The organism is Roseibium sp. AWQ4_290, assembly GCF_056160985.1.
On record NZ_JBSWYG010000014.1, the window covers coordinates 117,929 to 142,071 of the forward strand.

25 protein-coding genes are annotated in these 24,143 nt (G+C 60.8%); 6 read left to right on the forward strand and 19 right to left on the reverse strand.

Features of this window, described 5'->3' with window-relative positions; genetic code table 11:
- The first annotated feature begins 27 nt into the window (after positions 1–27).
- Positions 28–516, forward strand: coding sequence for a redoxin family protein (locus ACXAH0_RS15460; RefSeq protein WP_475179052.1), 489 nt, complete (start codon positions 28–30; stop codon positions 514–516).
- A gap of 342 nt (positions 517–858) precedes the next feature.
- On the opposite strand, the gene ACXAH0_RS15465 is transcribed toward ACXAH0_RS15460, so the two are convergent.
- The 9 genes from ACXAH0_RS15465 to coxB form a co-directional block, all read right to left on the reverse strand.
- Positions 859–1,578 carry a 3-keto-5-aminohexanoate cleavage protein gene (locus tag ACXAH0_RS15465; RefSeq protein WP_475192602.1) on the reverse strand — a complete coding sequence of 240 codons (720 nt, stop codon included), beginning with the start codon at positions 1,576–1,578 and terminating at the stop codon, positions 859–861.
- Complete coding sequence (locus ACXAH0_RS15470; protein WP_475192603.1) at positions 1,575–2,387, reverse strand: SURF1 family protein; 813 nt, start codon at positions 2,385–2,387, stop codon at positions 1,575–1,577. The genes ACXAH0_RS15465 and ACXAH0_RS15470 overlap by 4 nt, the downstream gene beginning before the upstream one ends.
- A gap of 46 nt (positions 2,388–2,433) precedes the next feature.
- Positions 2,434–2,823: a DUF983 domain-containing protein gene (locus ACXAH0_RS15475; RefSeq protein ID WP_475179061.1), complete on the reverse strand. Its 390-nt coding sequence runs from the start codon at positions 2,821–2,823 to the stop codon at positions 2,434–2,436.
- A 102-nt stretch (positions 2,824–2,925) separates the two neighbouring features.
- The gene (locus tag ACXAH0_RS15480; RefSeq protein WP_475179064.1) at positions 2,926–3,804 is read right to left on the reverse strand and encodes a cytochrome c oxidase subunit 3; all 879 of its coding nucleotides are present in this window, start codon (positions 3,802–3,804) and stop codon (positions 2,926–2,928) included.
- Between the two features lie 48 nt (positions 3,805–3,852).
- Complete coding sequence (locus tag ACXAH0_RS15485; RefSeq protein ID WP_475179067.1) at positions 3,853–4,458, reverse strand: cytochrome c oxidase assembly protein; 606 nt, start codon at positions 4,456–4,458, stop codon at positions 3,853–3,855.
- A gap of 16 nt (positions 4,459–4,474) precedes the next feature.
- The gene (locus ACXAH0_RS15490) at positions 4,475–4,636 is read right to left on the reverse strand and encodes a hypothetical protein (RefSeq protein ID WP_475179071.1); all 162 of its coding nucleotides are present in this window, start codon (positions 4,634–4,636) and stop codon (positions 4,475–4,477) included.
- Between the two features lie 4 nt (positions 4,637–4,640).
- Positions 4,641–5,582 carry a heme o synthase gene (locus ACXAH0_RS15495; protein WP_475192660.1) on the reverse strand — a complete coding sequence of 314 codons (942 nt, stop codon included), beginning with the start codon at positions 5,580–5,582 and terminating at the stop codon, positions 4,641–4,643.
- A gap of 139 nt (positions 5,583–5,721) precedes the next feature.
- A complete protein-coding gene (gene ctaD, locus ACXAH0_RS15500; RefSeq protein WP_475179073.1) occupies positions 5,722–7,317 on the reverse strand; it encodes a cytochrome c oxidase subunit I in 1,596 nt (531 codons plus the stop codon).
- A gap of 76 nt (positions 7,318–7,393) precedes the next feature.
- Positions 7,394–8,341, reverse strand: a complete 948-nt coding sequence (gene coxB / locus ACXAH0_RS15505; protein WP_475192605.1) for a cytochrome c oxidase subunit II — start codon at positions 8,339–8,341, stop codon at positions 7,394–7,396.
- A 524-nt stretch (positions 8,342–8,865) separates the two neighbouring features.
- Between coxB and ACXAH0_RS15510 the strand changes: the two genes are divergently transcribed.
- A complete protein-coding gene (locus tag ACXAH0_RS15510; RefSeq protein ID WP_475179219.1) occupies positions 8,866–9,414 on the forward strand; it encodes an invasion associated locus B family protein in 549 nt (182 codons plus the stop codon).
- Positions 9,415–9,530: 116 nt separating this feature from the next.
- Here ACXAH0_RS15510 and ACXAH0_RS15515 read toward each other — a convergent pair whose 3' ends face one another.
- The 3 genes from ACXAH0_RS15515 to tldD all read right to left on the reverse strand — a co-directional run bounded on the left by ACXAH0_RS15515 (position 9,531) and on the right by tldD (position 13,890).
- Positions 9,531–11,348: a monovalent cation:proton antiporter-2 (CPA2) family protein gene (locus ACXAH0_RS15515; protein WP_475179077.1), complete on the reverse strand. Its 1,818-nt coding sequence runs from the start codon at positions 11,346–11,348 to the stop codon at positions 9,531–9,533.
- A 483-nt stretch (positions 11,349–11,831) separates the two neighbouring features.
- Positions 11,832–12,446 (reverse strand): HAD family hydrolase, encoded by a 615-nt coding sequence (locus tag ACXAH0_RS15520; protein ID WP_475192606.1) that lies wholly within the window; start codon positions 12,444–12,446, stop codon positions 11,832–11,834.
- 19 nt (positions 12,447–12,465) lie between these two features.
- The gene (tldD, locus tag ACXAH0_RS15525) at positions 12,466–13,890 is read right to left on the reverse strand and encodes a metalloprotease TldD (RefSeq protein WP_475179081.1); all 1,425 of its coding nucleotides are present in this window, start codon (positions 13,888–13,890) and stop codon (positions 12,466–12,468) included.
- A gap of 519 nt (positions 13,891–14,409) precedes the next feature.
- Between tldD and ACXAH0_RS15530 the strand changes: the two genes are divergently transcribed.
- Entirely contained in the window at positions 14,410–14,637 is a 228-nt protein-coding gene (locus tag ACXAH0_RS15530; RefSeq protein WP_475179083.1) for a hypothetical protein, read from the forward strand.
- Positions 14,638–14,748: 111 nt separating this feature from the next.
- Positions 14,749–14,961, forward strand: coding sequence for a DUF2093 domain-containing protein (locus tag ACXAH0_RS15535; RefSeq protein ID WP_475179085.1), 213 nt, complete (start codon positions 14,749–14,751; stop codon positions 14,959–14,961).
- Positions 14,962–14,993: 32 nt separating this feature from the next.
- Here ACXAH0_RS15535 and lpxK read toward each other — a convergent pair whose 3' ends face one another.
- From lpxK to ACXAH0_RS15565, 6 genes are all read right to left on the reverse strand, one after another.
- Complete coding sequence (lpxK, locus tag ACXAH0_RS15540; RefSeq protein ID WP_475179087.1) at positions 14,994–16,016, reverse strand: tetraacyldisaccharide 4'-kinase; 1,023 nt, start codon at positions 16,014–16,016, stop codon at positions 14,994–14,996.
- Entirely contained in the window at positions 16,000–17,337 is a 1,338-nt protein-coding gene (locus tag ACXAH0_RS15545) for a 3-deoxy-D-manno-octulosonic acid transferase (protein WP_475192608.1), read from the reverse strand. The genes lpxK and ACXAH0_RS15545 overlap by 17 nt, the downstream gene beginning before the upstream one ends.
- Complete coding sequence (locus ACXAH0_RS15550) at positions 17,330–18,028, reverse strand: lysophospholipid acyltransferase family protein (RefSeq protein WP_475179092.1); 699 nt, start codon at positions 18,026–18,028, stop codon at positions 17,330–17,332. Before ACXAH0_RS15550 ends, ACXAH0_RS15545 begins: the two co-directional genes overlap by 8 nt.
- Before the next feature lie 126 nt (positions 18,029–18,154).
- A complete protein-coding gene (locus tag ACXAH0_RS15555) occupies positions 18,155–18,394 on the reverse strand; it encodes a DUF4170 domain-containing protein (protein ID WP_475179094.1) in 240 nt (79 codons plus the stop codon).
- A 37-nt stretch (positions 18,395–18,431) separates the two neighbouring features.
- Positions 18,432–19,244 carry a 3'(2'),5'-bisphosphate nucleotidase CysQ gene (locus tag ACXAH0_RS15560; protein ID WP_475192609.1) on the reverse strand — a complete coding sequence of 271 codons (813 nt, stop codon included), beginning with the start codon at positions 19,242–19,244 and terminating at the stop codon, positions 18,432–18,434.
- Positions 19,231–20,574, reverse strand: a complete 1,344-nt coding sequence (locus ACXAH0_RS15565; RefSeq protein ID WP_475192612.1) for a TldD/PmbA family protein — start codon at positions 20,572–20,574, stop codon at positions 19,231–19,233. The genes ACXAH0_RS15560 and ACXAH0_RS15565 overlap by 14 nt, the downstream gene beginning before the upstream one ends.
- Positions 20,575–20,985: 411 nt before the next feature.
- Here ACXAH0_RS15565 and ACXAH0_RS15570 point away from each other — a divergent pair, with 411 nt between their 5' ends.
- On the forward strand, positions 20,986–21,576 hold the full coding sequence (locus ACXAH0_RS15570; RefSeq protein ID WP_475192614.1) for a DUF6101 family protein: 591 nt from the start codon (positions 20,986–20,988) through the stop codon (positions 21,574–21,576).
- Positions 21,577–21,634: 58 nt separating this feature from the next.
- Here the strand turns inward: ACXAH0_RS15570 and ubiA are convergent, their stop codons facing one another.
- Positions 21,635–22,579, reverse strand: coding sequence for a 4-hydroxybenzoate octaprenyltransferase (gene ubiA, locus ACXAH0_RS15575; RefSeq protein ID WP_475192616.1), 945 nt, complete (start codon positions 22,577–22,579; stop codon positions 21,635–21,637).
- A gap of 199 nt (positions 22,580–22,778) precedes the next feature.
- On the opposite strand from ubiA, the gene purD reads away from it, so the two are divergent.
- Complete coding sequence (gene purD / locus ACXAH0_RS15580) at positions 22,779–24,062, forward strand: phosphoribosylamine--glycine ligase (RefSeq protein WP_475192619.1); 1,284 nt, start codon at positions 22,779–22,781, stop codon at positions 24,060–24,062.
- Positions 24,063–24,143 lie beyond the last annotated feature (81 nt).

Here is a 24,143-nt window from a genome sequence, read left to right on the forward strand (position 1 = left end):
CTGTCAGTCAGCAAAGGGAAATTCGTTATGACAATCAAGGTTGGAGACCGTCTTCCGGAGGCGGCATTCAAGATCATGACCGCCGATGGGCCCGGGGAGCTGTCGACGGCGGATCTGACCGCCGGAAAGACGGTTGTTCTCTTCGGTGTTCCGGGCGCGTTTACCCCGACCTGTCACATGAACCACCTGCCTGGCTTCGTGGAACACGCTGAAACGCTGAAGGCAAAGGGTGTCGATACTATCGCCGTCCTGTCCGTGAACGACATCTTTGTGATGGATGCCTGGGAAAAGGCCTCCAATGCCGGCGGCAAGGTCATATTCCTGTCCGACGCAGCAGCAGAATTTGTCGAAGCCATCGGTCTTGGTCTTGGCCCGGCGCCGATTTTCGGCCACCTGCGGTCCCAGCGCTTTGCCATGATCGTAAAGGACGGGGAAGTGACCTTTCTGTCCGTTGAAGAGACACCGGGCGAAGCCACCAAAACCGGCGCAGCCGCAATTCTGGAAGCCCTCGGCTAGAGCATCGTGCGACACGCTTTCACCATTTGATGCTGGAAAGCAGATCCTTCGGCAAGGCGCTTCGCGCAGCGCGATGCGGTGTATCGGGCAAGCGAAGCGACGCTGCCGATGGGCTGCTTTCCATCACCTGAGGGCCCGGTCTGCTTTGCCCGCTGACATCGTTGGATCGCACTTGTGGTGGTAAAGCGCGCCGCGTTTCTTCAGGGTCAATCTGTTTTCCCTTTTGTGTTGACCTCTTGGAGGCCTGACCGCGAAAGGGACTTCCGATAGAACGCGATTGGCTCAAAAGCTATCTGGCCGGCAGACTTGGCTGGTGTGAAAAGGCCCCCTGGGCCTTTTTGCCTAAGGAACTGATTTGAAAAGAGCCACAGCGTCCGCCACAAGTTCAGCATTGTCTGTGGCTACCAGCCCGTTTGTGCGCAATTTTCCGTCTTCAAGCCCGACCCGTGTTGAGAAGCCTTTCGCCTTGGCAAGGCGGACAAAGTGCCAGACGGTGTCATCAAATCCATGCAGCAGCAGGGGACGGGTCATCCCGGCGGCCTGCAAGATTTGCTCGATTCCCGCAAGAGCCGTTTCCGCCTTGACGATATCCTGCTCGTCCAGCTCGACAAGCACCCGCAACACTTCATGGCATTCGGGCAGCGCCACGAACCGTTCCGCATCCGCGACTGACGCAAGACCGGCTTCAATACCAACGCCTTTCTTCCGCAACAGCGTCATAACCGCCGGGGCATCCTCTTCGTTGAGATTGACGGACGCATAGTCCGGACATTGGCGCCATCCTGCGATACAGGCCCGTGTCGCTTGTTTACTGTTTTCAATCCAGGCCCCGGTCGACACACCAATCAACGTGCCCGGACATGCCTGGCGTAGCGGCCCCATCAAGGTCTCCACAGCGACAAGGCTTTCAGCGCCTGTTTCGCTGCGGGGGTGAACATGCACTTCACCTGCTCCGGCTGTCACACAGGCCCGGGCGTCGGCAACCATTGCTTCAACGCTCAGCGGCAGGGCCGGATGATAGCCGTAAGGGCGGGCGCCATTGAGACACGCTTGAACGATCATTGCCCCATCCCCTCAGACATGTTGCGGGGCCAGAGCACGCTGGCCGTATAGGCCAGGAACACACCGGCCAGGGTCGCCGCCAGCCCGAACCAGGTCAGCGCGTATCCAAGATGGTCGTTTTTGAAGCGGACGATGGTTTCTCCGGCTTGCGGCAAACCGGCTTTCGGGGTGAAACCTGCGTCCAGATCAACGCTGTAGGGCGCAAGCTCTGTGGCCTCAAGCCCCAGAAACCGGCCCATGGCGCTGGTGTCGCGTGCAAACCAGAGCCGGTCCCCCGCATCCGGTGCCGGGGTGGTCCAGTTCGGGGTTTCGCTCAAACGCAGGAGACCGGTCAGCTCCTGTGGCCCGGCCGGAGGCACAAGGGCAGCTGCCCTTGCGTCCGCCTCCAGGGGGCCGGGCTGGCCCTGGGGCAAAAACCCCCTGTTGACCAGAAGCGTCCAGCCCTTGTCCGTGCGGAACGGCGCATAGACCAGAACGCCCGGCCCGCCCAGGGGGCCGGCCGGTTTGCTCAGTGCCGTATAATAGAAGACGGTGCCTTGCAGAAACGCACCGGACAGTCTGACATGCCGGTAGTCGTCTTCAGGTCCAAGACTGTCCCAGCCGTCCGGGCCGGGAGCGGCCTGCGGAGGACTGGAGAGCCCGGCTTCAACCTGCGCAATCAAATCTGTTTTCCAGGCCAGCCGGTCCAGTTGCCAGCTGCCGAGCGATAACAGCACGGCAAGACCAGCTGCGGCCGCCACAGCCGGCAGCAACAGCTTCCCGGCGCGGGCCGATTTTTCCAGATCCGGTTTCCCGGTTCCGTTGTCCAAGGCGCAACCTCCAAAGCACGGCGGTTTTGCCGCCGGAGCAAACCTGTCAACTGCCGCCAGACGTGTCCAGTCGGCCTTCTTCGGCCTTATGCTTGAATTGCAGGGCAATCATCAGACCTTTCAAGGGCCGCAGAACACCGGCTGCCAGAACAACCGTCAAGGGCAGCCACAAGACCAGATGTACCCAGACCGGCGGCTGGAAGGACAGTTCCACGAACAGAACAAGCCCCACAATGATAAACCCCACCAGCATGATGACAAAGACGGCAGGACCATCACCGCTATCTGCAAAACTGTTGTCGAGGCCACAGGCCGGGCACGCTGGCCTGACACTCAAAAACCCGTCAAACAAATTGCCCTGACCGCACCGGGGGCATTTGCCTGTCAGACCGGACTGCACCGGATTGACCGGCGGAAAGTGAGCCTTGTCTTCCACGTTGGGCCTCTTGCAAACTGATATCAAAACGCCCGGTCCGCTGACTGGACCGGGCGCTTGCAAATGCGATGGTCAATCGCTCAAGATCATCACGGCAGGCCCCTAATGCGGCGCCGGGGCCCCGGCGCCCCAGATATAGATCGCCACAAACAGGAACAGCCAGACCACGTCCACAAAGTGCCAGTACCAGGCCGCCGCCTCGAAACCGAAATGCTTTTCCGTGGTGAACTGCCCCCCCATGGCCCGGAACAGGCAAACCAGCAGGAAGATCGTTCCGACAATCACATGGAAGCCATGGAAACCCGTCGCCATGTAGAAGGTGGCGCCATAGATGTTGCCATCAAAGGAGAAGGCAGCGTGGCCATATTCATAGCCCTGAACGATCGAGAACAGGACGCCGAGCAGCACGGTGAGCGTCAGCCCCCATTTCAGGCCTTCTCGGTCATTATGCAAGAGGGCATGGTGCGCCCAGGTGACCGTCGTACCGGAGCACAAGAGGATCAGCGTGTTCAAAAGCGGCAGATGCCAAGGATCGAAGGTCGCAATGCCTTCCGGCGGCCACTGCCCGCCGGTCGCCTCGACGCGGCTATACTGGATCGCTTCTCCGGCAAACAGGGCCGCATCAAAATAGGCCCAGAACCAGGCCACGAAGAACATCACCTCAGAGGCGATGAACAACAGCATGCCATAGCGCAGGTGCAGAGACACCACCCGGGTGTGATGCCCTTCCCGGGATTCCTTGATCGTATCGCTCCACCAGCCATACATCACATAGAGTACCATCAGCAGGCCGATGGCGAACAAGCCCCAACGAGCCGAGGCAAAATCAATGCTGAACAGTTCAAAGGATTCCCCGCCCGCATATTTCATCCAGGCGATGGCGCCAATTGCCAGAACAAACGCGCCGACCGAGCCGAGAAACGGCCAGGGACTCGGCTCCACAAGGTGGTAATCGTGGTTCTTGGTATGTGCCTCAGCCATTGGTAAGCTCCCCCAACACGGTCGGTTTCAGCGCGCGGCGCGCAATCCTCATAAATTCGTTCCGGCACCGGGCGCCTGCGCGCGCGCTGCCACGGGTTGATCCGGCTCCTCGACCGGGAAAAACGTATAGGATAGGGTGATTTCCCGCACATGTTTCAGCTCGGGATCCTTGTCCATCTCCGGGTCGACAAAAAACACGACCGGCATTTCGACGCTCTGGCCGGGAACCAGTTCCTGTTCGGTAAAACAGAAACAGTCCAGCTTGTTGAAATAGGCGCCAGCGGTTGGCGGCCAGACATTGAAGGTCGACGTGCCGACCGTTGTCTCTTCGCTGTCATTGGTGGCCACATAGGCCAGCTGCGCCGTCTCTCCCATTTTCAGGGTGAGCGAGCGCTGCGCCGGTTTGAAATGCCAGGGCAAGGCGTGGTTGACGTTGCCGTCAAAGCGCACGGTGATTTTCCGGTCGATAACCACATCGCTTGCGCTATCGGCCACCTGCGTGGTGCCGCCAAACCCGGTGACCCGGCAAAACAGTTCATAAAGGGGAACAGCCGCATAGGCAGCGCCAACCATCGAGACAAACATGCCCGCACAGGCAAAAGCCACCTTCCGGTTGCTCCTGGCGATATCGGGTCTGTCCTGCTCGTGCGTCACACGCTCCTCCCTGGGTTTACAATGCCCTGTCCATAACGCCCGGTCCCAGCTTGACGATGGTCACCACATAAAACAACACCACAAGCGCCACCAGAACGAGGGCAATCGCAAAAGATCTGGATCGGCGTCTTTGTTCCTGTTCCGGGGTCAACCGGATGCCCTGCTCCTCCTCCGCCATGCCGTCAGATCCCGGTCACCAGGCTTTCGCCCAACAGCAGAGCGAACAGCATGAACAGGTAAAATAGCGAGAATTTGAAAAGCCGGACGCACGCCTTGCGGGCAATCTCCCCGTCCCGCTTGCGCCAGACATCCGCAGCAAGAGCAACAAACGCTGCACCCAAGGCGGCCGATGCCAGGCCGTAAACCGGGCCAGCAAAGCCCAAGAGATACGGCGCGGCTCCCACCGGCGCGAGAATTAGCGAATAGATCAGGATATGATGGCGCGTGCTGGTTTCTCCGGCCACAACCGGCAGCATCGGCACCCCTGCGGTCCGGTAGTCGCCGCTCTTAAAGAGCGCCAGCGCCCAGAAATGCGGCGGGGTCCACATGAAGATCATCAGAAACAGGACAAAGCTTTCCAGGCTGACAGAGCCGGTGACGGATGCCCAGCCGATCATCGGAGGGAAGGCTCCGGCCGCCCCGCCAATGACAATGTTCTGCGGGGTCAGGCGTTTCAGCCACATGGTGTAGACCACCACATAGAAGAAAATCGTGAAGGCCAGAAACGCGCCTGCAAACCAGTTGACCAGCAGCCCAAGCGTTACAACAGAGCCGATGGACAAGGTCATGCCAAAAGCAAACGCCTCTTCCGGCGTGACCTTCCCCGCCGGAATCGGCCGGGTGCGGGTTCGGGACATCACTTCGTCGATATCGGCGTCATACCACATGTTCAACGCACCGGACGCACCTGCGCCAATGGCGATGCACAGGATCGACACGCCTGCCAGCACCGGATGCAGCTCCCCGGGGGCCAGCATCAGGCCCACAAAGGCCGTGAAGATCACCAGGGACATGACCCGGGGTTTCAGCAGCGCCACATAGTCGCCGACCGATCCCATCCCGCCGTTCCATGCGGCACTGTCTTCACTCATCAACTCCTGGCGCTCGGCGAGCGACATGGGCATGTCCTTCATTCCAGTCTGCCCCGGCAAGACGCAGCGGATGTCCGCGCCAATGCGCTGCCGGGCAGGATCTTAAGGGTGGCTCCGCGCCAGGGCTGGCGCGGGTCCGGTCTCAAAGCGGGAGCAGCTCCCAGGCAACGACTTACTTGATCCGCGGCAGAGTTTCAAACTGGTGGAACGGAGGCGGTGACGACAGGGTCCATTCCAGGGTCGTCGCCCCCTCGCCCCACGGGTTGTTGCCAACAGCCCGTTTCTTGGCAAAGGCTTCGAAAATACCAAACAGGAACACGAGAACCGCAAAGGCGGAGATGTAGGACCCGATGGAAGACACGAAGTTCCAGCCCGCGAGCGCATCGGGATAGTCGGCATAGCGGCGGGGCATGCCGTTGAGCCCCAGGAAGTGCTGGGGGAAGAAGATCAGGTTCACGCCCACGAAGGTGATCCAGAAATGGGCCTTGCCGATCGTCTCATTATACATGTAGCCGAACATTTTCGGGAACCAGTAGTACCAGCCGGCAAAGATCGCAAACACCGCGCCCAGGGACAGAACGTAGTGGAAATGCGCCACCACGTAATAGGTGTCATGGAAGGCCCGGTCGAGACCGGCATTGGCCAGCTGCACACCGGTCACCCCGCCGACCGTGAACAGGAAGATAAAGCCGATGGCCCAGACCATAGGGGTTTTGAACTCGATCGATCCGCCCCACATGGTCGCAATCCAGGAGAAGATTTTCACCCCTGTCGGCACTGCGATCACCATGGTTGCGGCCACGAAATAGGCCTGAGTTTCGGTGGACATGCCAACTGTGTACATGTGGTGGGCCCACACGATGAAGCCGACCACGCCAATGGCAACCATGGCATAGGCCATGCCCAGATAGCCGAAGATCGGCTTGCGCGAGAAAGTGGAAATGATGTGGCTGACGATCCCGAAGCCCGGGAGGATCAGAATATAGACTTCCGGATGGCCGAAGAACCAGAACAGGTGCTGGAACAGGATCGGGTCGCCGCCGCCTTCAGGAGCGAAGAACGTAGTACCGAAATTGCGGTCCGTCAGCAGCATGGTGATGGCCCCGGCCAGGACCGGCAGCGACAGAAGCAGCAGGAAAGCCGTGATCAGAACCGACCACGCGAACAGCGGCATCTTGTGCAAGGTCATGCCCGGTGCGCGCATGTTGAAGATCGTCGTGATGAAGTTGATCGCCCCCAGAATGGACGAGGCACCAGCCACGTGGAGCGACAGGATCGCCAGATCCATGGCTGGCCCGGGCTGACCCGACGTGGACAGCGGCGGATAGATTGTCCAGCCCCCGCCAACACCGTTATTGCCCGGAGGCCCTTCCACGAAGAGCGACAGGATCAGCAGCAGGAAGGCAGGCGGCAGAAGCCAGAAGGAAATGTTGTTCATGCGCGGGAAGGCCATGTCCGGCGCCCCGATCATGATCGGCACGAAATAGTTGGCATAGCCGCCGATCATGGCTGGCATGACCATGAAAAAGATCATGATCAGACCATGCGATGTGGTGAACACATTAAAATAGTGGGCATTGGCGAAATACTGCATGCCCGGCTCTTGCAGTTCGAGCCGGATGCCGACGCTCAAGGCACCTCCCACGACCCCGGCAAAGATCGCAAAGAAAAGATACATGAGGCCAATGTCTTTGTGGTTGGTCGAATAGACCCACCGGCGCCACCCGTAAGGATGGTCATGTACAGCATGTGCTTCGCTCGCAGCCATGTGAGGCTCCCTCTTTCCGTTCCTTTAAGCGCTGCGTCCGATCGCGCGCTGACAACCTAACCCTGCGGCCGCCGCATCAGTTTGCGGCGACAGAGATCTCCTCACGCTTGCCTTCGGCAAGCCTCTTGGCCTCATTGATGGAAGCCAGCAGCTGTTCGTTCGCCGTATCAAGATCGTCTTGTGCGGCAGCAGCCCAGGTCTGGAACTGTTCCTTGGACACGACACGCACTGCAATGGGCATGAAAGCGTGGTTCACGCCGCACAATTCCGAACACTGGCCGTAGAAGACGCCTTCCTCGCGCGCACGGAACCAGGTTTCGTTCAAACGGCCGGGAATAGCGTCGATCTTAAGTCCCATGGAGGGCATGGCAAAGGCGTGAATGACATCTTCAGCAGTCACCTGCAAGCGCACGGTGGTATCGACCGGCACCACGAGATCATAGTCGACTGCGAGCAGCCGCGGCACTTCCTTCAAGGGGACCCCACGACTTTCGGCGACTTCGCGCCGGGCTGCCTCATCGGCCTGGGCATCCTGTGGATCGCCGACCATGTAGGAATCGAAATAAAGCTCCCCCATCCCTTCATCGGTATATTCAAACCCCCAGTACCACTGGTAGCCGGTGGCCTTCACCGTCATCTCATACTCGGGAATGTCGAGTTGCTTGTAGAGAAGGCGGAAAGACGGGATCGCGATCACCACCAGGATCAGGATCGGCGCAACAGTCCAGACCACCTCGATCATGGTGTTGTGGGAGGTGCGAGACGGAACCGGATTGGCCTTCGCGCTGAAGCGGAAGATGCAGACCAGAAGCAGCGCCAGCACAAACAGCGTGATAACCGTAATGATCACAAGGGTGAAGCCGTTGAACCAGGTGATGTCGTCCATGACCCCGGTTACGGAATTCTGAAAACCAAGCTGCCAAGGTGTCATGCCGGATTCCGCGGCCAGGGCCGCTGTGCTCAGTCCGGCTGCTCCGGCCACCGCTGCGGCCACTGTCATAAGACGATTGAAGACTGCCTTCACGTCTGTGCTCCCTTCCCTCAACCGCACTCCCGCGGCAAATGCATCCTTATCCGGTGTGCCGATCCGGCCCGTTCCTCCCAGGCCTTTTCGATCCTCACATGGCCGCGCCCCTCACTTTGGCGCCGCCATCCGGACAGGATCCTCCTCGTGACCGGACTATAACCATAAACCTCTACAAAGGGCGATTGGTACATAGGGAAAGAGCGGCGATCTGCCGCATCCATCCACCGGCACGTGCTTTCTCACAAAAACCACAAGACGGCAGAAGCCGCAACGTTATTTCCAACTTTTCGCAATTCATAGAAGGACTTCCCCTTTTGAGGTATGTCAAAGACGCACTGATTTTCGACAAAAATGCGGGCTAATTGTCTTACCCGCCCCCCGGCAGACTGGAATCGCGCGTCATCATGCGGCACTGTCTGGCCGGATTTACCTGATGATTCGCTACAGCAGTCCGATTTGCGACCGGACGCCGCGCTGCCGGATCGGACCACGATTGACCGGAGGATTTCTTGTCAACTCATATGCCGCAGTCCTTTCTGCCCCGCCGGTGCGGACGTTTCAGCCTGTCACTCGCGACCTTTGCCGCCCTTGCCGGCCTCCTGATTGGAAGTTTCGCGCCCGGGATTTCTCCTGCCCTTGCGCAAGGCGAAGTCCGGGCCACCCATGGAGATTGGCAGATGCGCTGCGATACGCCTCCGGGCGCAAGCAGCGAACAATGTGCCCTGATCCAGAACGTGACCGCATCGGACCGGGAAAATGTTGGTCTGTCCGTAATCATTCTGCGCACTGCCGACAAACAGGCCCGCATCTTGCGGGTGCTGGCCCCGCTCGGGGTGCTGCTGCCCTCCGGGCTCGGGCTTAGGGTCGACAATGCCGATATCGGCCGCGCCGCCTTTGTGCGCTGCCTGCCCAATGGCTGTATCGCCGAGGTTATTCTGGAAGACGACCTGCTGACCAAGCTGAAATCCGGAAAACAGGCCACGTTCATCATTTTCCAGACGCCGGAAGAAGGCATTGGTATCCCCATTTCGCTGAATGGATTTTCTGCAGGCTTTGACGCCCTGCCTTAAATTCTGGAGCGTGTCGCACTGCTATGGACAAAACCGGATTGTCTTTTGGTTAGGAAGGCACTGACCCCAGCCCATGGCATGTCGAGCAAAAAGGCGCCAGAAACGGCGCCTTTTTTTCATTTGACCGGTTTAACGGCGGCCTCCTCCACCTCTGCCTTGTCGCTCTTTGTGTCATCCGGGGGCTTTCGCGGGGTCACCTGGTGCAGCCGGTCCGCCCCGGCAAACATGCCTTCCTCAAGCTGGACAGCCAGGCGCTCCAGGTCCCGGCCCCGGACATCTTCCTCGATCTGATCGATCCGGTTGAGCGGCGTACCAAGCGCTTCCAGTGCGGCCCGGCCAAACACCACGCTCGATTCAAAGGTCTCCCGGATCTGGAAATCGACCCCACGCCGCTGCAGATCGAGATAATGAGCCCGGTCGGTGGCGCGGCAGAAGATCAAAGCCTTCGGAAAGCCTTCGCGGACCAGCTCGATCGCCCGGCCCATCACCTTGTCATTTTCAATGCACATGGCCACCAATGCGGCCTGGCCCGCGCCGGCGGCCGCCAGCACATCGGCGCGGGTGGCGTCTCCGTAATACACTTTGTAGCCTTGCTTGCGGGCGTAATCGATCCTGTCCGGCCGGTTGTCGATGGCCGTGATTTCCAGGCCCTCAGATGTCAGGATCTGCGCGACCACCATGCCGAAGCGGCCAAAGCCGATCACCAGCACTGTGGGCGTTGCATCTTCAAAGGTTTCAATGGACGGGTTTTCAACGCCGCGGGCCTTGGCCCGGGCCGCAAGCCGGTCCAGAGCCAGACAGGCCAGCGGGGTGAGCAGCATGGTCAGGATGACCACGGCATTGAGCAAGTTTGCCGTCTGATAGCTGAGCAGGCTGTTGCTTACGGCCGCCGTGAAGAGCACGAAGGCGAATTCACCTCCCTGCGGCAGGGTGACCGCAATGCGCATCGCATCGGAATTGGGCGAGCCGGTGCTTCTTGAGAGCCCCCACAAGAAGCCCCCCTTCACAGCCATCACCACAGCCACGCCCGCGGCCACCATCATCCAGTTTTCAACGACCAGCGACACATCCAGCGACATGCCGACGGCCACGAAAAAAAGCCCCATCAACAGGGAGCGGAAGGGTTCAATGTCAGCTTCCAGCGTGTGCCGGAAGCTGGATTCTGCCAAAAGGACCCCGGCCAGAAACGCTCCCAGTGCCATGGACAGCCCGGCCGCATGCATGATCCCGGCGCTGCCCAGCGCCACCAGAAGCGCCGCCGTGAGCATGACCTCCCGCGCCCGGCTGGCGGCCAGAAACAGAAAGATCGGCGATATCAGATAGCGGCCGGTCAGGATCACCGCCGCCACCGCGCCCAGAACAACCAGCAACTCGCTGGCGATTTCCGTTGCCGTTGACGGGCCTTCTCCCGGGGCCAGAATGGGGATCATGGCCAGAAGCGGCACAATGGCGATGTCCTGCAGCAGCAAAATGCCAAAGGCCCTCTGTCCATAGGGTGAGGACAACTGGCCGCGCTCTTGCAGAATCTGGAGGGCAAAGGCCGTCGACGACAGGGCAAGACCAAAGCCAGCGACAAGCGCCGTTGAAAGGGGCAGGCCAAACAGGCGCGCAAGGGCGAACAATGTGGCACCGGTCAAAACAACCTGAGCCGTTCCCAGTCCGAAAATATCGCGCTTCATGCGCCAGAGTTTTCTCGGGTCCAGCTCCAGTCCGATCACGAAGAGGAGCAGAACCACCCCCAATTCAGCCACATGGAGAACATCTTCTCCCGAGCCCAGAAGACGCAGCCCGTGCGGGCCGATGACAGCGCCAGCGGCCAGATAGCCGACAACCGAGCCGAGCCCCAGCCGCTTGGCGATGGGAACGGCGACGCAGGTCGCGGCAAGAAACACGATTGATTCAGCAAAAAACGGAGGTGCGCCCTCTGATGCCATCCCATCTCCTCTGCTCTGCTGGATTCCGAAAGTTCAGATCCACACCCGAACGATGATTCTATTTTATCAGGCTTCAGGCGCATGCTCTTTGATAAATCTAAAAAGAGCGCCTTAAAGGGATGTATAAACATGTTTTTCAAAGTCAATTTCTAAGCCCGCCGACACTGCAGCGCGCAGAACTTGAGAAAAACCGCTTAAAACTAAACTTAAAAGATCTCTTGGCCAGGAAGTTTCAGAAATGTTTCCTTGTCATGAAACTCAATTCGATTTGAGTATCACAAGTAAATTTTCCGCAAACGTATGCTGCCCGCCCCGGGACGGCGTTGAGCCTTCCTTGGCCATTGCACCTCTTAAGAGACCTAGTCAAAAATGACGATCCCCTTGGCTCGGATCGCGTTGAAACAGATCTTCTGTGCGCCGACTCAACACAAAGCGATCTGCGCCACAGACGACCGGTTTGCCCTCCCATGGACGCGACACTCTCTAAATCAAACGATGGTCCTGAAGAAACGCCTTTAACCCGTCGAAAGACGTGTAGAGGTGCCCGGTCAGGCCTGCGGCTTCCGCGCCTTTGACATTGTCGGCCCGGTCATCGATGAAAACACTCGTCTCGGGCGCATGGCCGTATTGCGCACATATAAGCCGGAAGACATCCGGGTCTGGTTTGCGGGCCTTGAAGTCGGCGGATACATGGGCCTTGTCCCCGAAGATCTCGATCATCTCCGGTGCGCAGACCGGCAGTGCCGCTTTCAGCATCATGCCGTTGTTGGTCAACAGCGCGGCATCGGTCTTTTCCGCCAGCTGCCGCACCAGATCAATCACATCAGGACGCGCCCGCATCATCTTACGACGGATGTCCGCCCAAGTGCCGAAATCGATCGGGTATCCCAGCAAGGCTCCAAACTGGGCCAGATAGCCCTCGGCCGTTGCCGGATCTCCGGCCTCAGCCCGATTTTCATGGGGCCCGCCCCACACGGCAGCATCAATATCGGCCGCCGGACGTCCGGTCAGCTCCTCCAGCAGGCGAAGCCGGATCTGGTGATCGTAATCATAGAGCACCTGATCCATATCGAAGACCGCAAAGGTTACAGCTAGCATGCCGCGCCCCTGAAAGAAATCAAAGCGCAGTGCCCCCGATCGTCATTCCGTTGATACGCATGGAAGGCTGGCCAACGCCGACCGGAACCCCCTGGCCCTGCTTGCCGCAGGTGCCCATGCCCGGATCGAGTTTCATGTCATTGCCAATCATCGACACACGGGTCAGGGCATCGGGGCCGTTGCCGATCAGCATGGCGCCTTTCAGGGGCGCGCCCACCTTGCCGTTTTCCACCCGATAGGCCTCAGTGCAGGAAAACACGAACTTGCCGGAGGTGATGTCCACCTGCCCTCCGCCAAAGGAGACCGCATAGATGCCGTCCTTCACAGAGCTCAGGATTTCGTCCGGCTCCTTGTCCCCCGCCATCATCACGGTATTGGTCATACGCGGCATCGGAATATGGGCAAAGGACTGACGGCGGCCATTTCCGGTCGGTGCCATGCCCATCAGGCGCGCATTCTGCCGGTCCTGCATATAACCTTTCAGGATGCCATCCTCGATCAGCACGGTCCGGCTGGCCGGTGTGCCCTCATCATCCACAGTCAGGGAGCCGCGCCGGTCCGGGAGGGTGCCGTCATCGACAATCGTCACCCCGGGAGAGGCCACCCGCTCGCCCATAAGCCCGGCAAAGGCGGAGGTCTTCTTGCGGTTGAAATCCCCTTCAAGCCCGTGGCCGACCGCTTCATGCAGCAAGATGCCCGGCCAGCCGGGCCCCAGCACAACATCAAAGGCCCCCGCCGGAGCGGGGACGGCTTCCAGATTGACCAGCGCCTGACGGAGCGCTTCATCCACGCCCCCCTGCCAGTTTTCCGCCGTGATAAAGCGCTCGAAGCCTTCCCGGCCGCCGCAGCCGAACGACCCGCTTTCCTGACGCTCATCCGTTCCGGCGACAACGGAAATCGACAGGCGCACCATGGGACGGACATCGCGCACCAGATGCCCGTCAGCCCGCAGAATTTCCACCACCTGCCAAGATCCGGCCAATGAGGCACTGACCTGGCGCACCCTTGGGTCCTTCGCCCGGGCATAGGCGTCAATGTCCTGAAGCAGCTTCACCTTGTCTTCAAAGCTCGGACCGCCCAGCGGGTTGGCATCGGTATAGAGCGACTGGTTGGTGCGCGCAGGGGCGGCCGCATAGCTGCCCGAATAGCCTTTCTTGACCGCGCTCACCGCCTCGGCCGCCCGTTTCAGAGCGCCTTCGGAGATGTCGCCCGCATGGGCATATCCCGCTGCCTCTCCGGCCACGGCCCGCAGGCCAAAGCCCTGGGCGGTGTCGTAATTGGCGCCCTTCAGACGGCCGTTGTCAAAGACCAGCCCTTCTGTCTGCCGGTATTCAACGAACAGCTCGCCGTCATCGGCTCCAGAGAGCGCCTCTTCCGTGATCCGTTTGGCGGTCTCCAGACCGAGGCCGGACGTTTCGATAAGATCGGTTGTTGAAAGGGTCATGCCAGTGTCCTGTTCCGGCCGCAGATCAGCCGGGCGGTTGGGGCTCCGGAAAGGGGCCCGGGAAGCTCTTGGATGGCAACATAAGCGCTTTGCCGCAAATTTCACATGAAATCCCGGAAATTCCACTTGAGAGATTTTAACTTGAGTATAATATTCATATTAAAATCTGCGTCCGATACGCAGACTGTCAGCCGAGCTGTTGAACCGCTCTGCCAGCTTTCAGCTCCTTTTTCCTCGTGTCAGCCGCCGCTCCAACCCGCGCTCGGCCAAAGGATTTCCTATGTCCAGATTTTCAGGCCCGCCCGCAGGCGGCCCGATAACCTCCTTTCACGACGTTGCCGCCCGGCGCGGGGACGGGCTTCACCCTCTCCTGCGTGAGGCGCTTTGCAAAAGCGGCACTGTCTCCGGCCCGCCGGCGGACAGCGGGGTGCAAGACAACAAAGTTGTCCCGCTCCGAACCGGCCAATCGGCCTCAACCGACAGCCGCGCAGCCTTCAGCGGCACAGGGGAACAGAGCCGGTGAAAACGGTTCTTGTGGCGTTGCATTTGGTGGCCTGTCAGCCAGACCTTCTGATCTGCCGCGATCTGTCTCCAGACAGCAAACGCTGGGCCGATATGGACCTGTGCCAGAAAGACCGCCCGGCGGAAATGGAACGGGTGAGGCAAGGCCTGCCCGTCTGGGCGGTCGTGATGGCCCGCTGCCGGTATCTTATCGGGCGCGACCGGCGCAGCCTGCCTGTGTTCTGAACCGGCCTGTCAGCAATCGGCTGAGGGTTTGTGCGCCGAAGGTCTTGCCCAGCGAAGTCCTTTTGCCTTACAAGAAGCTCATAGTGCGAGCAGAAAACACATCCGGCCCCCATGAACCGTTACGAAAACCCGCGAATTCCCAGTGAAGCCCGTGTGCGCTATCTGGATGGCGACTATCAGGTCGAGACGCCGGGAACCTTTGTGCGCTGTGCGGTGACGGGCGCTGCTATCCCCTTGGATGAGCTGAAATACTGGTCTGTGGAACATCAGGAAGCTTATGTGGATGCCAAAGCGTCCATGAAGCGTTATCTGGAAACCCACTGACGCGAAGCTTGTGCCTCAAGACCCGTCAAGTTTCACCCGGAAAAGGACCTTGCCCGAAGTTTTTCGCGGATGAGCGCCTTCAGACGGTCTAAATCGTCAATTTCCATGGTCACCTCAAGCACATCTGCGCGTGAGGCAATCCAATGGAACAGTTCTCCGTCCGCAGAGGCAAGACGGGCCATGTCCTTTGCGGTCGTGACCAGCGTCAAGTCTCCGGCTTCAGCTTCCGTCAACAGGTCACGCACCTCTGCTTCGCTGTAGCTGTGGTGATCGGGAAAGTCCCGGGTCTTGCGCACCGTGTAGCCAAGCTCTTCCAATGAGGCATAGAACTTTTGCGGCCTGCCAATCCCGGCAAAGGCAAAAAGGCCGGCTCCCTCCAGCGCCGCATTGGGGAGCGGACGGATATGCGCATGCAACAGGGGCAGTCCCTTGCGACTGGCAAGTTGCACAGCTGCGTCCGCCGCCGTTCCCTCTCCGATCTGCACAAGGCAATCGGCCTTGATGATCTGCTTTTGCGCCGGAGCCCGCAACGGCCCGGCCGGAAAACACCTCCCATTGCCAAAGCCGACCGCGCAATCGACCAGCAGAAGGCTCAGATCCTTGAAAAGGGACGGGTTCTGGAAGCCGTCATCCATCAGCACCAGATCAATGTCCTGCGCCTCGGCAAGGCGCGCGCCTGCAGGCCTGTCGGAGGCAATCACGGTCGGGCCATGACCGGCCAGCAGCAGAGCCTCGTCGCCCACGTCTTGTGCGCTGTGCTGTCCCGGCTCCACGAGCAGGGGGCCATTGTTGCGCCCCCCATAGCCGCGCAGCAGAAAGCCCGGCTTAAACCCTTCGGCCCGGAGTGTCTGCGCAAGGGCAATCGCAAAAGGGGTCTTGCCCGTGCCCCCAACCACAAAATTGCCGATACAGATCACCGGCAGACGGCTTCTGGCCTTGGGCGGAGCGAACAGCCGGCGCCCGGCCACACTCCCATAAAGCCAACCCACGGGACGCAGAAAATGTGCCGCTGGCGGCTGTTCCGCCTGCCACCAGAAATCAGGAGACTTGCCCATTCAGCACCTCCGTGTCCCGCGGCATACCCGCTGCCGGTTCGCAGCTGTCTGCCGTCAGATAAGGCGCCAGGATGGTCAGCGTCTTGTTCAGCGCGCCCCGGCCTTCTTCGACAATGGCCCGTGCCCGGCCCGCCTGCTCCTGGCCGGTCCGCGGTGTCCGCAACAGGGCCGCCACCGCTGCTGCCAGACCCTCCGGCTCCTCCACCTTTATGGCCGCATGCTTGCTCCAGAACTCCTTGTAGACCGCGCGGGCATTGGCCACTTTCGGCCCAGTCAGCAATGCCGACCCCACCAGCGCCGCTTCCACTGGGTTGTGCCCGCCGGCCTCCCCAAAGGAGCCGCCGAGAAATGTGACCGGGGCCAGGGAATAAAAGAGGCCCATTTCGCCCAGCGTATCGCCTAGAAAGACCCCGCACCGGGCTGAGAGCAGAGCACCAGAGCTGCGGGTGATGACTTCCAGGCCGCACTTTGTGGCGAGACCACAGACCTCCCCGGCGCGGACCGGGTGGCGCGGCACGAGCACCAGAAGCAGGTCGGGAAAGGTCTGCTGCAACTGTATATGGGCCGCCAGCACCGCGTCTTCCTCCCCCGGATGGGTCAGAGCGGCGAGCCAGAGTTTGCGCCCCGCAATCTGCTGTTCCAGAAGCGCGACGGTCTCCCCGTTCACCGGCGGAGCATCGGCGTCAAATTTCAGGTTGCCCGGGCTGTCGACCGCCAAACTTCCAAGCCTGGAAAATCGCTTTGCGTCTGCAGAACTCTGGGCGAGCACCCGGTCCGGACAGCTGAAGACGAACCGGGCCAGCGGGCCCACTTTCGACCAGGTATGGAAGGACTTGTCCGACAGGCGGGCATTCAACAGCACCAGCGGGATCTTTCGGCTGCGCAGTTCATCAAACAGGCAGGGCCAGATTTCAGATTCCACAATGAGGGTCAGGTCGGGTGACCAATGTGTCAAAAACCGTTTCAGCGGACCGGGGGCATCAAAGGGCATGAACTGGTGCCGGGCCCCGTCGGGCAGCCGTTTTTCAGCCAGCTCGGCCGCCGTCACCGTGACGGTTGTCAGGAGCACCTTGTGCCCGGCCGCCGTCAGCCGCTCGATCAGCGGCAGCACAGAGGTGGTCTCGCCGACACTGGCCGCATGGACCCAGATCAGTTTTCCGGACGGGCGCGGCGCGGTGCTGACCCCGAAGCGTTCTCCCTTTCGTGCGGCGACCTCCTTGCCGGACCGGCTTCTGAGCCAGAAAAGACCATGGAAAAGCGGCGTCAGGCCGCGGGCCAGGGCCCGGTAAAAGCGCAACAGAAAGGGGCGCTGTTCAGCCATTCGCCCTGCCGACAAGTTCATAGGCCCGTTTGGTGGCCGCGTTCAGCCCGTCTTCCACCTTGAGACGGAAGGCTTCCAGCGCCGCGTCTTCAGTGTCATTGGGCACCCAGATTAGCTCGCCAACGGCAATGCTTCCCCGGCCGAAAGGTAGATTGACGCTGGCCTTGTCCCAACTGTCAAGCTCGATGCTGCGGCTGGTGGCAACCGCCACCGGCAGGATCGGGCGGCCGGAATGTTTGGCCAGTTGAACAATGCCTTCACCCGCATGTCGTGCAGGGCCCTTTGGCACATCGGCCGTCATGGCAATGCTGAAGCCTTCGCGCAGCGCGCGGACAGCTTCGATGAAGCCGCGCATGCCCCCCCGCTTCTTGATCTGACGGGCATTACGGCCACCGGAGGCCCGGATCAGGCCAAGCCCGAGTTTGCGCGCGGCAATCGCATTCACCTCGCCATCGGCGGAGCGGGATATCATGACCTTGGCGGGCCAGTGTTTCGGCTTGGCAAAGGGCACCATGAAGTGCTGTCCGTGCCACATAGCCACAATCACCGGCAGGTCCTCTTGCGTCTCGGCATGCACATGCTCCGGCTCGATCGTGAACCGGTTGGTGAGATAGACAAGCTTGAGATAGCCGGCGAGCGCCGTACCGATAGCGGCCAGAACCAGAGGATGGCGGCCGAGGCGTTTGATCATTTTTCTTATCGCCTAAAAAGAGGTTCCCGGAGAAAAGGGTATTCACACGCGCACGAGTGAACACCCAAAATTTGACCGATTTCAGAAATTGAGAGGATCTTGCGCAGTGTCCTTGCGCAAGAGGCTTCAGGCCGCCGCATCCGGGTCCAGAAGCCGGTGCATGTGCACGATGAAATAGCGCATATGCGCATTGTCGACCGTTGCCTGTGCCTTGGCCTTCCAGGCCGTGTAGGCTTCGGCGTAGTTCGGATAGATGCCAACGATGTCCAATTCGTCCAGATCGCGGAACGTCAAGCCTTCCGGCGATTCCAGCTCTCCGCCAAAAACCAGATGCAGCAGCTGTTTGGGGGTGTCAGTCTCGCTCATGAGCTTCCTCGCTAATTTGATCACGGCACCGTGCGGGTCACCGGATCACGTCTTTCAGCACGGCGCGCACAGGACCTATAAGGGCGCAAGACGCCGCAATCAATGCCGGGTGGCCGGTCCGGTTCCGGTTGTAGAACAGGCCCTGTCCGGCCACGTCCGTCACCTGTCCGCCTGCTTCCTGCACCAAAAGATCGGCGGCGGCAAGATCCCAGTCACTGGGCCCGCCGCGCGCTGTCCCAACGTCAATGCGCCCGGCCGCTACCATGGCCAACCGGTAGGCCAGAGACCTGAAAATCTCCGCCTTTTCAAAGCCTGCCGCAGCGACATCAACGTTCGAGATGATGGAATGCGTTCCTGTCAGACGCGCGCCTTCGATCCGGCCGTGCTCTGAAACGAATATTTTTTCCCCATTCAGCCAAGCGCCCCCCCCGGTCCGCGCCAGAAACATTTCCTCCCGCCGGGGACAAAAAACACAGCCTGCGACCGGCCGGCTATCCTCCACCACCGCAAGCGCGATGGTCCATTCATCGCCACCGGCCAGAAACGCGCGGGTGCCATCAATCGGATCCACGATGAAGACGCGCTTGCGGCTCAGGCGGATCTTGTCGTCGGCGGTTTCCTCCGAAAGCCAGCCATAGTCCGGCCGGGCGCTGAGCAGCCGGTCCGCCAGAAAGCGGTCGACGGCAAGATCGGCTTCCGAAACGGGGGACTTATTGCCCTTGTACCAGGTCTCCAGACCCTGGCCGAAATAACCAAGGGCCAGATCACCAGCCTGGCGGGCGGCGGCCTCCAGCAGCGCCAGATCCGCCTCCAGCTCGGCAGGGGTCAAGGCCTGATCAGTTTCCGGCAAGCGCCATTCCTTCAATCATCAGGGACGGGGTAGCCGCGGAATAGCGGTTGTCGAGATCACTGCCGGGCACGAGCCGCTTGAACATGTCATTCAGATTGCCCGCGATGGTGATTTCGCTCACCGGTTCGACAATCTGGCCATTTTCGAACCAGAACCCGGCCGCACCCCGGGAGTAGTCCCCGGTGATCCCATTGACGCCATGGCCGATCAGGTCAGTCACCAGCAGGCCGCTGCCAGCCTCGGCCATTAAGGCCTCAAGAGAGTTCTCCCCCGGCATCAGCGTGATGTTGGTTGGCCCAGGCGCGGTGCCGCTGCCGCTGCGATGAGCCCGCCCGTTGGGGTGCAGGCCCAGTTCGCGCGCCGATGCCCCATCCAGAAACCAGTGTTGCAGAACCCCGTCCTCGACCATGTTCAACAGCGCCGCAGAGGTGCCTTCCCCGTCAAAGGGCCGGGTCGCACCGCCGCGCCGCTTGAACGGGTCGTCCACAATCTGAATGCCCGGCGCAAACACCGCTTCGCCCATCCGGTCTTTCAGAAAACTGGTCTTGCGGGCGATGGACGCGCCGTTGATGGCACCAGTCAGATGCCCAAGCATGCTGCGGGCGGCCCGGGATTCGTAAATGACATTGGCGGTGCGGGTCGACAGTTTCTGCGGATTGAGACGGCGCACCGCCCGCTCGCCTGCCCGTCTTCCGATCTCCGCCGGAGCCTCCAGATCCTCAAAGTAGGAGCGGCTGTCAAAGTCATAGTCCCGCTCCATGGCCGTTCCATCTCCGGCCACCGCCGTCATGGACATGCCATAGCGGGAGGTCAAATAGGCGCCCTGGAACCCGTGGCTGGTGGCCAGAACGACCCCGGCAAGCCGCCAGGAGGCCCCTGCCCCACCAGATTTGCTGACCCCGTCCACCGCCAGACCGGCCGCTTCGGCCTCCAGTGCGATGTCCGACAGGGCCTCCGCCGTCATCTGCCTGGTGTCGAGCAATTCCAGCTCCGGCAGGTCCCGGATCAGCAACTCGTCATCAGCAAGCCCGGCAAAGGGGTCTTCCGGCGCCACCTTGGCCATCGCCACAGCCCGTTCGGCCAGCGCGGCCGGGTCATCCAGCTGGTTGGCGGAGACGGCGGCTGTCCGTTTACCGACAAAAACGCGCAACGTGACATCGTCGCCCTCCGCCCGCTCTGTCTCTTCAACCTTGCCCTCGCGCACATCAACACCGAGAGACACACCGGTCACCGCGACCGCATCGCAAGCATCGGCCCCCGCCTTGCGCGCGGCTTCGACAAGGCGCGCCGCCCGGGACTGCAATTCGCTCTGATCAATCAATTCTGACATTTACACCGCCTTGACGTGTCTGACTGGGGCGCCCCAAGGGCCGGATATGGTGGCAGGGCGGGCCGCATTGCAAGCCGTGGCAAGCCTGTCTTGCCATTCTGCCCTTCAAGTCCTTCAAGTCCTTCGGGGCTGGGTCAACTCCCGTTGGTATTACGCTCAGGGTCCAGCCACTGCAACAACGGGAAGCGGAAAGGGCACAACCTATTCAGCATCCGTGCTTTTCAAGAAGCTTGCGCCCGTGCCGGCCGCCTGTGCCCGGCAACAGAGTAAACAAGACGTTTCCGGCATGCTTACAATCCGGTAACCCTCTTTAAAATCATAGTTTTTTAACTCTATCTCTTAAGTGGTTCACGACTCTTCTCCGTTAGTCTGGTTGCATCATAGAGACCAAAAGGTCCGACGGAGAGTCATTTGAGACGTCAAACAGAAAGACAGGATCCAACGGCAGCCGGGACAGGGGCAGACACTCTACTGCATCCCGGCTGCCTGCCGGTCCGCTTTGAACAAAGGCTCGAACCCCGCCCCGGGACGATGGCCCTTCCGGCCGAGATCATTCTGGACCGGGACAAGGTCATCATCAAACGCCGTCTTGCCGGTGTGCCGGTCCGGGTTGTGGCCGCCATCAGCGCCTTCGACGGGGTCATGGTGCGGATCGTGCCGGGGGAAGCCCCCGGGGAGATCGCCGCCTCCCTGATCCTGAAACACCCTGACAGCGCCCTGTCCATCACTCTGGCCGAACGGGCCGGGTCCGACGATCTGGCCGTGCTGTGGAGCCGCTGGGCGCAGACATTGAATCTGCCGATGCTGGTGTGTGATCTGGGTGGCGATGTCAAACCGATTGATGCCTATAGCGCGACACCGGCCGGAGGCCCTTCCCCGCGCCGCAAGCTGCGTCTTTTGACCGGCCGCCGCCCGCGCTTTTTGAACAAGCGCCAGCCGGGCCGTCCCGCCGCCGCGTGCAGCATGTTCATCAATGAACGGGAAATCATCGCCCGCAGCTGACGCGGGCGCCTTGCAGGATTCTCTGGCGCTTTGACAGGGGACACCCTGCTTTCAAGCGTCAGAGCCCGGCAACAAACCCATCGGCAACGAAGCCTGCAAACAGGATCCAGCCATAGGTGGAATTGGAGCGGAACAGCTTCAGGCACTGGTCGCCGTCATTAATATTCAGCACCACCACCTGCCAGCCCAGATGCCCCACCCCTGCGACCAGACCTGCAAAGGCGAGCGGGCCCGCATCGGCCAGAGAGGCCGCCAGGGCGAACAGCACGGTTGCCATGGCATAGAGCACAATCAGAGCCGGTTTGGTGCGGTCCCCGAAGAGGCGGGCGGTGGATCTGACGCCCACCAGCGCATCGTCTTCCTTGTCCTGATGGGCATAGATCGTGTCATAACCGATCGTCCAGCAGATCCCCCCCAGATACAAAAGTACCGGTGCCAGGGACAGGGACCCGAAGGCCGCCGCCCAGCCCATCAAGGCGCCCCAGGAAAACGCAAAGCCCAAAAACAATTGAGGCCAGTTGGTGATGCGTTTCATGAAGGGGTAGATCGCCACCGGAAGCAGGGAGGCAATCCCCAGGCCAATGGTGAAGCTGTTGAACTGCAAGAGCACCAGCAAGCCAATCAGGGCCTGCCCCACCAGAAACACCGCCGCCTGGGTTTTGGTGACCTGGCCTGCCGGAATGGGCCGTGAACGGGTCCGCTCGACCTTGGCATCGATATCCACATCGACCAGATCGTTAAAGGTGCACCCAGCCCCGCGCATGGCCACGGCGCCAATGAAGAACAGCACAAGGTGCCAAAGGTTTGGCCAGCTGCTGCCAGAGGCAATCGCAGCGAGCGCGGCGGACCAGCAGCACGGCCACAGCAACAGCCACCAGCCGATAGGCCGTTCCCATCTGGCCAGACGTGCATAGGGGCGCAGCGGCGCCGGAAGTTTCGTATCGACCCAATGCTGCTTGACCGCGTCAGCAACCGGCCCCGTGTCCCTGGTGGCGAAAAACATTTTGTCCTCTTAATGCGTCTGCCAACTTTTACAGAACTTGCCCGCCGATTCCATCCGGCAAATGCGCACAGGCCTTGCACCTTTCCCCTCGCCCCCCGATTTGCGGGCCGCGGCGGGCCATGATAGACCCCGCTCTGCAACGCTGACCCATCCAATCCGGCGTCAGCGACACGGATATTCTGCGAAAGACCGGCGAGACATGAGACTGCTGCTTCTTGGATCCGGCGGGCGTGAACACGCCCTGGCCTGGGCCTTGGTGAAATCCCCAAAACTGAGCAAACTGTTCGTTGCGCCCGGCAATGCCGGCATCGCCAGCCTGGCGGAGCTGGTGGATCTCGACGTCACCAACCATGACGCTGTCATCGGCTTTTGCCAGCGTGAGGCCATTGATCTGGTGGTTGTTGGCCCGGAGCCCCCCCTGGTGGCCGGTCTGGTGGATGATCTAGAAGCGGCCGGCCTGAAGGCGTTCGGCCCCGGCAAGGCGGCCGCCCAGCTGGAAGGGTCCAAGGCCTTTACCAAGGGCGTCTGCGACGAGGCCGGCATTCCGACAGCCGGATATGGGCGCTTCGCGGACCGGGACGACGCACTGGCCTATCTGCGCGAAAAAGGCGCCCCGATTGTGGTCAAGGCGGACGGTCTGGCCGCCGGGAAGGGCGTTGTCGTCGCCATGACCCTGCCGGACGCAGAAGCCGCTGTCACCGCCTGCTTTGAAGGCTCGTTCGGAGATGCAGGGGCTGAAGTGGTGATTGAAGAGTTTCTGGAGGGCGAGGAAGCCAGCTTCTTCGTGCTTTCGGACGGCATAAACGCCCTGCCGCTGGTCACCGCCCAGGATCACAAACGGGCCTTTGACGGCGATCAAGGCCCCAATACAGGCGGCATGGGCGCCTATTCTCCCGCCCCGGTTCTGACCGATGCCCTCGTGGACCGGGTGATGTCCGAAATCATCACCCCAACGATTGCAACGCTGGCTGCACGCGGTACGCCGTTCAAGGGCGTGCTATATGCGGGGCTGATGCTGACGGCAAACGGCCCGAAGCTGATTGAATACAACACCCGGTTCGGCGATCCCGAGTGCCAGGTGATGATGATGCGCCTGAAAAGCGATTTTCTGGATCTGGTGCTGGCCAGTGTGGACGGCACCCTGGATCAGGCCCGGGCCGACTGGCGTCAAGACACCGCCCTGACGGTTGTCATGGCCGCCAGGGGCTATCCGGGCGCCTATAACAAGGGCACGGAAATCAGGGGCCTGAACGGGCTCGATTCCGGCACCGTGACTGTGTTTCACGCCGGAACAAAGCAGGACGGGGCCGCGCTTCTGGCCAATGGTGGCCGGGTCCTTAACGTGACCGCTCTGGGCACCACGGTCGCTGAAGCCAAGGAACGGGCCTATGCAGCCGTGGAGCAAATCGACTGGCCAGAGGGCTTTTGCCGAAGCGACATCGGCTGGCGGGAACTTGTCCGGGAGCAACAGAAAAACAGCTGAGCCACTGCCGTGCCTTTCCGGTAAATCGCCAGTTGCGCCGCCCCGGCTTCTTGCTCTACAGCTAGTAGATCCAGGCAAATT